This window comes from Lentisphaerota bacterium (assembly GCA_016873675.1).
GTDB lineage: Bacteria > Verrucomicrobiota > Kiritimatiellia > RFP12 > JAAYNR01 > VGWG01.
Genome location: VGWG01000010.1, coordinates 1 through 11,431, shown reverse-complemented (window position 1 = coordinate 11,431; position 11,431 = coordinate 1). Strand labels below are relative to the sequence as shown.

Here is an 11,431-nt window from a genome sequence, read left to right as displayed (position 1 = left end):
TTATGAAACTGATGCTCCTGTTCCGCATGGGCGGCGCGACGCTGCCGCTGATCGTGTTGCTGGCGCGGATGCCTGTGCCTGCGGCTGGCGCGGAGGCTCCGGGTGCACCCGTCCCGGCGCGTGTGGATCCGGCCCGTCTGGAAGGGGCCGTCGCCGGGGGACTGCGCTGGATGGCGGAACATCAGGTCACCAACGGCCCCTACGCCGGCTCCTGGGTCGTCAATTCCCCGAACTACCGACCGGCCATTGCTTCGCTGGCCGGGCTGGCCTTTCTGGCCAACGGACATCTGCCGGGGGACACTGGTCCGTACGGCACGAATGTGGCGGCGGCTTTGAAATATGTGATGAGCGCCATGGCCCCCGACGGCTACGTCGGACAGAGCGACAAGTCCGGCATGTACATCCACGCTATCAGCTCCCTCTTTGCGCTCTCCTGTCTCGGCATGCAGGCTGACGAGAAACTGGAACCCGCCCTGGCCGACTGGTGCCGCCGGAGCGTGGACGTGATCCTCCGCGCCCAACAGATGGCCAAGGCGGCGGGGCAGCAGGGCGGCTGGCGTTATGATCCCTACACAACCGACAGCGATATCTCGGTAACCTGCTGGCAGCTGCTGGTGCTCCACACGGCCCGTCAGGCGGGATTCGAGATGGAGCCCTCGGTTTGCAACTCGGCGCTGGGGTATCTCAGACGGTCCTACGCCGTGGTGCCGTCGGCGGAGTCCGGCACAGGCAGTCCGGACTATGGTTACTATTATCCGGATCGCCGGGTCGGCGGCAAGGCGGAGCGTTCATCCACGGCGCTGGTGGTCTTCATCCTGTCGCTCTTTGACGTCGGCGACGAACAAAACACACGCGCGGCGCTGGCCTATCTGCGCCGCTATCCGCCCACCTGGGGCGGCCTTCAGTACGGCGGCTTCTTCTACTTCAGCTCATTCTATATGGCCCAGGGCATGTTCCAGATTGGCGGCCAGGAGTGGCAGGATTTCGGACCTCGCCTGGCAACCGTGCTGCTCGACCATCAGGCAGGCGACGGCAGTTGGCCCTATCCGGCTGACAACGCCGAGCCGGCGACCCTGAGGGGGACGGGTCCCGCGTATCCGGCCGCGATGGCCGTCCTGCTGCTCTCGCTCGAAAAACAGTACCTGCCCATGTATCAGCGGCAACGCCGTCTCTTCGACGGCGGCACCACGGTGCTGCCGCCTGTCGCAGATCCCGCAGGCAAGGTCGGTGGAACACGTTCCCAACCCGATCTGGATCTCCCCGCCCCGCCGCCTGACGACCCATACCCAGAGCCGACCGACCCTGCAGATGGCGGAAATGAAGGCGGCGAAGCCTATGACGGAACGGGAGAATGGGACGGCGACGAAGAGAGCCCGGCTGTGCGCCCCATTGGAAGTCCGCTGTTCAACTGAACCGGCCGGGGGTTGATCGCTTACATGGCGGGCAGGAAGATCTCAATATAGCCGTCGAGAATGCGCTGGCCCCAGAAGATCCAGATCAATGCTCCCAGCGAGAGATAGGGGCCGAAGGGAATCCGCCCCTGAAGCTCGGTTTTCTTGAGCAGGATCAGGGTGACGCCGACCACGCTGCCGACCAGCGATCCCGCGATCAGAACAAACAACACCGCTTGCCAGCCGAGAAACGCCCCCACCGCCCCCATCAGTTTGACATCGCCGAAGCCCATCGCCTCTTTCTTGAAGACCTTCGCCCCCAGCTCAGCCACCAGGAAGAGCAGCCCGAAGCCGGCGATTTCGCCGATCCCGGACGCGAGCAGGCCCTGATACCACACGGTCTGGCCGTGGTGCATCGCCGGAACCAGTGTGCTGAAGATCGGCCCCGCAATCATTCCACCGAGGGTCACACTGTCGGGCAGGATCATGTGGTCGAGGTCCACGAATGTTCCGCACACCAGCGCCGACAGAAAAATCCAGTAGATCGGAATCAGCGCGGCGTCGGTGAGCGGGACCATGCCCAGCATGGGAGTCTCAAAAGCGTACTGGAGGAACACGACGCAGAACAGCGCAGCCGTCAGCAGCTCGACGCCAATGTAGCGCGCGGAGATCGGTTCGCGGCACCAGCGGCAGCGGCCGCGCAACATTACCCAGCTCAGAACCGGGATGTTCAAGTACCAGGGGATCAGCCGATTGCACGCCGGACAGTGTGATCGGGGGGTCACCACCGACTCGTCCCGCGGGATGCGCCAGATGCAGACGTTCAGGAAACTGCCGATGCACGCCCCTAAAACAGCCGAGAAACAGGCCAGCACACACACCAAGAGCGGCCCCTCGTCAATAAAGAAATCCAACATAGGCGATGTCCCCTAACGCCCGGGCCGCATGCGCGGAACCGGTGTGGTTGCACGAGTCTTCCAAAAGCTTCGACACGCTTCGGATGTCTCCAGTTGGAGGCGATTATGATTTGCGGGTGATTCGACGTCAAGCCTGAACAACCGGAACAGCAATTCTAATGATGGCCTCCGCCGTCAGGATCCAAAAGAGAGAAGCCAAGCGTCAGAAAAAGGGGATTGCTAGTTTTTGCCGTTCCGTCTTACTATGTTCCGAATCTGAACCCCGAAAGGCAGCCCGTGCGCTACGCCATCGTCTCTGACATCCACGCCAACCTGCAAGCCTGGAACGCCGTGCTGACCGATATCGCCGCGCAACGTGTCGGGCGCATCCTGTGTCTCGGGGACAGCGTCGGCTACGGCCCCAACCCCTCCGAAGTGCTGGAATCGGTCTATCGCCACGTCGATGCCTTCTGCATGGGCAACCACGACGCGGCGGTCTGCGGCAAGCTCGACCCCGCCCTTTTTAACGAGCGCGCCCGGCGCCTGCTCGACTGGACCCGCACCCGCCTGTCCGACAAGGCCGCGCGTTTCCTCGCGGCCCAGCCCCTCACGCTCGCCGGCCCCGGGTTCCGCTGCGTCCACGGCGATTTCACCGAGCCCGCCGCCTTTAACTACATCGAGGATCACGCGGACGCGGCCCGCTCCTGGCCCGCCGCGACCGAGCCGATCCTCTTCACCGGGCACACCCACCTGCCCGCCCTCTTCGTCATCGGCGCCAGCGGGGCCACTCACCACCTGCCCCCGCAGGATTTCGTGATCGAACCCGGCAAACGCTACCTCGTCAACCCCGGCTCCGCCGGCAATCCCCGCGCGGACGAGGCGCTCGCCTCGTATTGTATTTTGGATGACGATGCCGGCTCGGTCGTCTGGCGCACCGTACCGTTCGACCTCGACGCCTACCGCGCAGCCCTGCTCGCCGCCGGGTTTGCCGAAACCGACACCCCGTTCCTCGAGCGCGACCCCCGCAGGCACCTCTCCGCCATCCGCGAGGCGGTCTCTTTCTCCCCGGCAAGTACCCCCGACCAACTCGCCCATGGCGTCACGCCAGTCAGCGAACTCACCCGTCTCAGCCGGGTCGCGCGCCGCTGGAAGCGCATCGCCCTCGTGGCGGCTGTCACGGGTTTCCTCGCGGGGGCGGCCGGACTCGGAATCGCCCGGATGCGCCCACCAGCCGCCGCCGACGGCCCCCTCATCCTGCCCGCCAGCGAGCTGTCGGCGGTCGCGCCAACCTCACCCAAAAACCTCCTGCCGGCGCTTCCCGTCTCAACGGATGGCGCCTCGCTCTCGGGATGGCGTGTCCGGCTCGACAATCCGCGGGCGACCACCCTCGCCGCGATGCGGGACGGCATCGCCGTCACAGTCACCAATGGCCCGGCCCGTTTCCGCATTGAATCGCCGCCGGTTCGGATCGCCCGCGCTGACGCGAAAACCCTCCAGATCAAAGTCCGCTTTCTCAAGGCCTCAGACTTCGCGGGTCATGCGGTATTCGTCATTGAACAACTCGGGGAATCCGGCTCCGGTGACCACCCCCTAGTGGTGCGGGAGATCCAGGATCCGCCGAAAATCAAGCGGGATCGGGATGGCTGGACCGCGATGGATCGAAAACTGGAGAACAGCCTGCGTCCGCCAACGCGATTCATCCGCCTGGCCATCGAAGGCGAGATCGCAGGCACGGTCACCTTCGCAGACCCGGTGCTCGAACCCCTCACCCAGTAACCCGCAGACGGGCATCCGCGCCCGGCCGAGGAGCGAGCCTTCCGCTATCCGGGGTCGGGGCTGGCTCCCCGATAGGCGGTGAGCGCCTGCCGGAAGGCGGGCGTGTCGGCGTACCCGCAACTTTTAAACTCGGGGCAGAATCCGCGATAGACGCACTCGGGAACGCAGACTCCGTGGAGCTCGGGTTCGATTGGCCGCACCTCGTCGAGCACCCGTTGCCAGGCGGCGGTCGTTTCCGGCGAGGCCTGACGGCAGAGCCGTTTGCGTGAAATAAAGATGAGCGCCTGGGCGTTGGCGAGGCATTCATGCATCACGCAGGCCGATTGGGGGATCGCCTCGCGATTGAGGCCGGTCCGATCGGTCCGCTGTGTGCTGACGAAATGTTCGATGCCGATCTTGTGGCGGACGAAGTGGACGCTGACCCAATAGGGCAGATTGACCCATTTCCACTTGAACATGATCTGCCGGATGGGCGAATGCTCGGCGAGGAGCACCCGTCGTTTCCAGTCACGACCGGGCTCCTTCACGCCTTCTTCCTTCCGCACCGTTGTGCGCGCCGCGTCTGCCACATCCCGCCAGCTAAAACGGGCTTTGAACGAGCTGACCCTGACCGGTTGTTCCGCCATCCCCAGACACCCTCTATCGAGACGAGACGCGCGTTCCAAACCCGCGTCGAATGCATTCCAGACAGTACTACACAGCGGCACATCGCACAAGGGTATTCTGCGTGGAATCTCTTTGCATCCTGGCCCGAATGCGGGTAACATAGCCTTTTTTCACTTTCGACTGAATAACTATGCAAACATCCACCCACTCATCCCCGGTCCGCCTGTGGTATCGCGTGCATGCTTGGAATTGGCATCACGCGCTGCCGCTGGGCAATGGCCGTCTCGGCGCCATGGTTTTTGGCCGCGTGGCGCGCGAACGGATTCAGATTAACGAGGAGTCGCTCTGGGAGGGCACCCGCATCGACCGCAGCAACCCGCTGGCCGGGCAGGCGCTGCCGCAGATTCGCGCGCTCCTTTTCTCGGGCCGCAATCAAGAGGCCTATGATCTGGCTGAGAAATCCTTGCTTTCGCCCGAACGTAACATCGACCCCTACCAGAGTGCCGGCGAACTGGTGATTGACTGGGTCGGTGGCGGCGCCCGGCCCAGTCACGAGTCAAACTTCTTCAATCCCGCTCCCGGAGGCGCCTGGTGGCAGACCGCCTATGCCACCTACGACTATGAGCGCGCGCTGGACCTGTCCACCGGCATGGCCACCACGACGTTACGCTATCGCGGCGTTCGCCAGCAGCGGGAGCATTTCTGTTCGGCTCCGGATCAACTGATCTGCACCCGGATCGCGTTTGATCCCGGCCGCGGAGACGTGGATATCAATCTGCAGCGCGAGCAGGATGTGCAGTCGCGTGTGGCCACACCGGACGGGCACCTCCTGCTGACCGGACGCCTGACCCGCGGCGGCATGCGCTTTGCCCTGCTCCTGCAGGCCCGTGTGACCGGCGGCAGGCTGATCGCCGATGAAGACTGCTTGCGCGTGCGCGGCGCCGATGCCGTGGAACTGCGTCTGGCGGTCGCAACGTCGTACGTGGCGCCCGGCGATCTGTCTGCCGATGCCGTCGGCCGCTGCCGCGCGGTGATGACGGCTGCCTCTGGTAAGAGCTGGGAACAGCTTCGCGCCGACCATATCGCCGCGCACCGCCAACTCTTTGACCGGGTCCGCTTGGAACTGCCCGCCTCGCCCGGCGATGCCTTGCCGACCGACGAGCGCCTGGCGCGCGTGAAGAAGGGAGAGGAGGATCCCGGCCTGGAGGCGCTCTATTTCCACTACGGACGCTATCTGATCATGAGTGCCAGCCGTCCCGGCTCGCTGCCTGCCAACCTGCAGGGGGTCTGGGCGCACCAGATGTCACCGTCGTGGGACAGCGACTATCACACCAACATCAACATGCAGATGAACTACTGGCTCACGGGCCCGACAAATCTGATCGAGTGCCAGGAGCCGTTGTTCTACTGGATGAGCCTGATTGCGCCCGCAGGCCACGAAGCGGCCCGCAAGCTCTACGGGTGCGACGGCTGGGTGGCTCACCACGTGTGCGATGTCCATGGCTGCGTCGAGCCTATGGACGGCGCGTGCGGCATCTGGCCCATGGGCTCAATCTGGCTCGCCACGCATTGCCTCGAGCATTACCGCTTCAGCGGCGACCGGAAATTGCTGGCCGACCGGCTGTGGCCGCTGATGCGGGGCGCCGTGACCTTTGCCTGCGACTTCCTGGTTGAAGCGCCAGCGGGCACGCCTTGCGCCGGGAAACTGGTGACCAGCCCCAGCCACTCACCCGAAAACACCTTTGTCGCGGCCGATGGTTCGCACAGCATGTTCACCTATGGCGCGACGATGGATCTCGCGCTGATCGCGCAACTGATCGATGATTGTCTGGAGGTCCTGGCGCTGCTGGACCTCGACGAGCCCGCCTTTGCGGCTCGGTTGCGCACCGTCAAGGCGAATCTGGCACCCGTCAAGGTCAGCCCGCGTCTGGGCATTGTGCAGGAATGGATCGAGGATTACGAGGAATGCGAGCCGGGGCATCGTCACATTTCGTCTCTCATCGGCCTCCATCCCCTGACCCAGATTACCCGCGGGCGGACGCCGGCGCTTTTTGACGCGGCTCGCGCCACGGTCACCCGCCGCCTCGCGCATGGCGGCGGACACACCGGCTGGAGCAAGGCTTGGCTCATCAACTTCCTGGCCCGTCTGGGCGATGGCGCGGCGGCCCACACCCATATCCTCGGACTGTTGCGGGAAAAGACGCTCCCGAATCTGTTCGACGACCATCCGCCGTTCCAGATCGACGGCAATTTCGGCGCGACCGCCGGCATGGCGGAGCTCCTGCTGCAAAGCCATGACGGGCTCATTGACCTCCTCCCGGCCCTGCCGCCGGCCTGGAGCTGCGGGGCGGTGACCGGGCTGCGCGCCCGCGGGGGGGTGACGGTCGATTTGCGCTGGCAGGACAGGCGGCTGATCGCCGCCACGCTGACGGCCGACCATTCGGGGTCGTATCGCGTGCGGCTGCCCGACGGCACCCTGCGCGAGATACAGTTGCAGGCCGCCACTAAAACCGAACTGCCGGTTGTGTAGCCCCGTTCCGGACACCCACACACACATACTCACACACTCACACACCCACACACAGAACACTTGCATCCGGCGGAGCAACCTGCTATTCTTTAACCAATCACTGGGGGCGACCGGTTTCGACGGGATGGTTGCAACCCAAGCTGCGCGCCGAGGAATCCTGCTTGGCCTCGTAAAACACGCGGGAAAAAACACAACAGCCAACCAAGACTTGGCTCTCGCGGCCTAAGTTGCCGCGACGTGGACACCCTGAAGTCTGCTAGGGGCTGTCTGCGTAATAAAGCAGGCCCTGTTGGCGTCCGGGTGGCCGGGGCGTCACGCTTGTAATTTCGTGGCCGCTGGCGGTAGGGGCAGTTGGCTCGGGGACGTTCCCTGCCGCGAGATTAAAGCACGGGACACGCGCGTAGATGCTTGGAGGAAGCCGTTTCGGACGGGGGTTCAACTCCCCCCGCCTCCACCATTCTATGCAATCGTCATGGCCATCGGCGCAGTCGCGGGCAGTTGATCGGCAACAATCGCGACTGCAGACGAGGACAGGCTTTGCGCTGGCAGCGCTTCTTGTTGTCAGCGCGGTTTTGCTGTTCACAATCGTAATCCTAATCTTGATCTTAATCTGCTGTTGATCGTTCTTGACACGAAAGGGCTGGCGCTATACAGTGACGCCATCCTTATCGCACTTGGGCTTCAACTTGGGCGCATATGGATGGCCGCTGGCAGGTGTCAGCGGCGAACAAACACGTAACAAGAAGGGTGGTAGCGATGAAGTCATTGTTGAGTCTGCTGGTTGTGTGTGCGGTGACCGTCGGTTGCTCGAGCGTCCCCAAGGTCGAGGCCCCGAAGGTTGCGGTTCCGAAGGTCGAGGCCCCGAAGGTTGCGGTTCCGAAGGTTGCGGTTCCGAAGGTTGAGGTTCCCAAGGTTGCGGTTCCGAAGGTCGAAGCTCCCAAGGTTGCGGTTCCGAAGGTAGAAATCCCGAAGTAAGACGCGGAATCTTAGAAAGAAGAACCTCGGAATTAACAAATCCGGGGTTCTTTTTTTTTGCGCTCTCGGGTGTATTGGGGGATAGGTGACGGTGCTATTTTTGCGGTCTCAAAGGCCGCATTCGGGATGAATCATCCCGAGAAAAACCCGGAGGGACAGCGCTTCTTGCTGGCGCGTTTCGTCACGGGTTTTAGCATTTTTCACGCCAAGAAGTGCTGCTTATGCTTGCATGTCCGCTGCGCATCGCCTATCATGGGAAGCGATTCTAGAGAATCGACCTATGGCTGCACTCTCCCTCAGTCTTAATCAACAACAGCGCCAGATGATGATTCTGGCGCCGCAGTTGCGTCAGTCCCTCGAGATGCTCCAGATGCCCCTCCTCGAGTTGCGGGCCGTGATTCAGAAGGAGATGGAGCAGAATCCGGTGATTGAGGACGTGCGGGACCCATCCGAAGTCTCAATCGAAGCGGAACAGCCGCAACCGGAGCCGGTTGCGGCCGCGGACGCGCCTCTGGATTTTGACTCGGAATTCGACGCGCTGACCAAGCTGGACGACAATTGGCGCGACTATTTCTTACAGGGCATGGAAAACGCGCCCGCTTCCGAGGATGCTGAGGAGCGGCACCAGTACATGCTCGACTCGATCCGGCAGCCGGTCTCCCTGCAGGACCACCTCCTCGACCAGATCCCGCTTGCCGATCTGAACGACGACGACGTCCGCTTGGCTGAACTGATCATCGGGCATATCGAGGAGGACGGGTATTTCAAATCGGATCTCCCATCACTCGCCTTTCAGGCCGGCACCACCGTCGAGAAACTACAAGCGGTTCTGGATGCTGTTCAGCACTTCCATCCGATCGGCATCGGTGCGCGCACCCTCCGCGAGTGTCTGCTGCTGCAGTTGCGCGCCCTGCCGGCCACGCCAGACCACCTGCTGGCGCGCGCCATTGTCGACGCCCATCTGGAGGACCTGGCGGCCAACCACCGCAGGGCCATTATCAAGTCCCTCCGCACCGATCCGGAGACCTTCGAGCGGGCCGTGACGCTGATCCGCTCGCTCGACCCCCGCCCGGGTTGCGCCTTTTCCACCGAAACCACCGAATATGTCGAACCCGAGGTGGTCATCCGCAAGGTCGCCGGACGTTTCGTGGTCGTCGTCGACGACGACCGGCTCCCCCACGTCCGCATCAGCGCCCACTACCGCCGTCTACTGGAGAACCCCGAGGTCACAGCCGAGGTCAAGTCCTACATCCGCGAGCGGATCCGGGCCGGCGTCTTCCTGATCAAGAGCATTCACCAGCGGCAGCGGACCATCCATCGCATCGCCTCGGAAATCGTCGCCGCACAGCAGGAGTTTCTCGACAAAGGGGTCGGGCATCTCCGCCCGATGACCATGGCCGCCGTCGCCGCCACGGTCGGCGTCCACGAGACAACGGTTTCACGCACGGTCGCCAACAAATACATGCGGACGCCGGTCGGCCTCTTCGAATTGAAGTATTTCTTCACGACGGGATTGAAAACCGACGCCGGAACGGACATCTCCAACCGCACCGTTCAGGACAGGATCACCCAACTCGTCGCCGCCGAAGATCGGATTAATCCGCTTTCCGACCAGGCGATTCAGGACGCCTTGCAGAAAACGGGGATTCAGATCGCGCGCCGGACCGTCGCCAAATACCGCATCTTCCTCAAGATCCCGCCCTCCCACCTGCGCCGCCGGCGGACCTGAGCACGGGTTCGGGGTGCCCGGTTCATTCGCTTGGCAGCGCTACCGGGGCAAGGGTAAGAAGCGTGCTGGCGGACACCGCCTGAAAGATCAACGTCTTGTCGGCTTCGTATACGCTGACGACAATCCCATAGAACGTCCTTCCGCTCTTGTACGTGTAGGAGGATCCGTACAGGGAGCTGGACTTGTAGGAGGACCGGTAGATCGAGGCATCGGGAAAGTCAAGCCAGACGCCCAGCGTGTCAACCTTGGGGATTGTGACGCGTCGGAACAACATCTTCTCCGGAGTGATCTTTCCAGAGGTTGACTTCACTTCCTTGCTGTAGTACTCAACCACCACAATGAGATTTGACAACACCGAGCCCGATGCCATGGACTTCAGGCCCACGCGGGCCCGGCAACTCGTGGTTCCGGACGAGCTCTTGTACAACCCGTAATAGTCGCCGCTGCTGACCCCGGTCTCAGAGGAATCCGACGTCATCAGGGCCGACACACTCAGCTTCCGTTTGACCCCCATCGCTGGCGTCTGGAGAAGCCGCAAGGGCTTGAACGTGCTGTCTGCAGACACGGGGGCCTTGCCCACGTACGTCACGACATCGACCGCCTCATTTAACGGAGCAGGCGCCTTCACCGCAGGGTCGCTTCCGACAGGCACGGACGCATCCTCCGTGGGCGGCAGGCCCTTCCCATCGTGCATCGCAGGACTCGACAGCTCAAACTCGGCCATCACCACCTCGGCACTTCCCTTGACACGCTTGATCTCGGCGTTCACGACAAGCGCCTCTTCCATCCGTCCCTGCTTGGTCAGGGTCGTCTGCAGAGCCGTCAGGCTCGCGATATACCGCTGGCTGAGGGCCACGATTTTCTGATTCTTGTCCAAGGCCAATTGCGAGGGAACATCCCGAAACTTCGTCTGCAGCGCCAAAAGCGCATCCACCCGCGAAATCGCGTCGGGGGGAATCCCCGGCTTGGCATCGGGATCGGCGTTTATGCGGGCCAATTCATTCTCCACAGCGGTCCACCCATCAAAATCGCCGGTTTTCTGGAGTTTGACCTGAAGGGTTTTCAAGGCGGCGATATAGCTGCCGGTCCAGTTCTTCACGGCCCCTTCGTAATTGGCGATGATCGCCTGCAGGCTCTTCTCAAAAGAGGCCTTCAGGGCCGGAACCGCTTGGGATGAAACCTGACCAAGCGCCGCCCAGACCGGCATGCCCACTAACAGACCGCCGAGCACCGCATACCCTATACACTTTCTCATAAGACCCTCCGTGGCACCGATCGTGGCGATAATCAAACCGCATATCGCCTGATCGAGACCGGCCCGAAGCAGCGTCTCCGACGCATGATCAGAGGACATGAGGATGCCCGAACAGATCAATAATGTCAAGCGGACTTTTCCCTGATCGACACACCCCGCACGGGGCGCATGGCAGTTCTGATGAGGGTTACTTAATCGTAATCATAATCGTAATCTTGCTTTGCTCCTGCATGTGATCATAAAATGTCACCCATGCAAACGGTTTTTGATCAT

7 protein-coding genes, 1 other RNA gene and 1 pseudogene are annotated in these 11,431 nt (G+C 62.6%); 5 read left to right on the top strand and 4 right to left on the bottom strand.

The window, feature by feature from the left end:
• Positions 1-2: 2 nt before the first annotated feature.
• A complete protein-coding gene (locus FJ222_02675) occupies positions 3-1,412 on the top strand; it encodes a terpene cyclase/mutase family protein (protein ID MBM4163332.1) in 1,410 nt (469 codons plus the stop codon).
• 20 nt (positions 1,413-1,432) lie between these two features.
• On the opposite strand, the gene FJ222_02670 is transcribed toward FJ222_02675, so the two are convergent.
• Entirely contained in the window at positions 1,433-2,308 is an 876-nt protein-coding gene (locus tag FJ222_02670) for a prepilin peptidase (protein ID MBM4163331.1), read from the bottom strand.
• Between the two features lie 216 nt (positions 2,309-2,524).
• Between FJ222_02670 and FJ222_02665 the strand changes: the two genes are divergently transcribed.
• Entirely contained in the window at positions 2,525-4,063 is a 1,539-nt protein-coding gene (locus FJ222_02665) for a metallophosphoesterase family protein (GenBank protein ID MBM4163330.1), read from the top strand.
• Between the two features lie 44 nt (positions 4,064-4,107).
• On the opposite strand, the gene FJ222_02660 is transcribed toward FJ222_02665, so the two are convergent.
• Positions 4,108-4,632, bottom strand: coding sequence for a thymidylate synthase ThyX (locus FJ222_02660; GenBank protein ID MBM4163329.1), 525 nt, complete (start codon positions 4,630-4,632; stop codon positions 4,108-4,110).
• A 227-nt stretch (positions 4,633-4,859) separates the two neighbouring features.
• Between FJ222_02660 and FJ222_02655 the strand changes: the two genes are divergently transcribed.
• Together FJ222_02655 and ssrA are read left to right on the top strand one after the other, a co-directional pair.
• Complete coding sequence (locus FJ222_02655) at positions 4,860-7,199, top strand: glycoside hydrolase family 95 protein (protein ID MBM4163328.1); 2,340 nt, start codon at positions 4,860-4,862, stop codon at positions 7,197-7,199.
• Positions 7,200-7,301: 102 nt separating this feature from the next.
• Positions 7,302-7,656, top strand: a transfer-messenger RNA (tmRNA) gene (ssrA, locus tag FJ222_02650).
• Positions 7,657-8,038: 382 nt separating this feature from the next.
• Here ssrA and FJ222_02645 read toward each other — a convergent pair.
• A pseudogene (locus FJ222_02645) lies at positions 8,039-8,122 on the bottom strand (RNA 2'-phosphotransferase).
• 281 nt (positions 8,123-8,403) lie between these two features.
• On the opposite strand from FJ222_02645, the gene rpoN reads away from it, so the two are divergent.
• On the top strand, positions 8,404-9,903 hold the full coding sequence (gene rpoN, locus FJ222_02640; GenBank protein MBM4163327.1) for an RNA polymerase factor sigma-54: 1,500 nt from the start codon (positions 8,404-8,406) through the stop codon (positions 9,901-9,903).
• A 22-nt stretch (positions 9,904-9,925) separates the two neighbouring features.
• Here the strand turns inward: rpoN and FJ222_02635 are convergent, their stop codons facing one another.
• Positions 9,926-11,158, bottom strand: a complete 1,233-nt coding sequence (locus FJ222_02635) for a hypothetical protein (protein MBM4163326.1) — start codon at positions 11,156-11,158, stop codon at positions 9,926-9,928.
• Between the last annotated feature and the right edge of the window lie 273 nt (positions 11,159-11,431).

Excerpts from the sequence above, each read along its gene's own strand:
- FJ222_02670 (MBM4163331.1), bottom strand. The coding sequence starts at position 2,308 with ATGTTGGATTTCTTTATTGACGAGGGGCCGCTCTTGGTGTGTGTGCTG.
- FJ222_02675 (MBM4163332.1), top strand. The coding sequence starts at position 3 with ATGAAACTGATGCTCCTGTTCCGCATGGGCGGCGCGACGCTGCCGCTG.
- rpoN (MBM4163327.1), top strand. The coding sequence starts at position 8,404 with ATGTCCGCTGCGCATCGCCTATCATGGGAAGCGATTCTAGAGAATCGA.
- FJ222_02635 (MBM4163326.1), bottom strand. The coding sequence starts at position 11,158 with ATGAGAAAGTGTATAGGGTATGCGGTGCTCGGCGGTCTGTTAGTGGGC.
- FJ222_02655 (MBM4163328.1), top strand. The coding sequence starts at position 4,860 with ATGCAAACATCCACCCACTCATCCCCGGTCCGCCTGTGGTATCGCGTG.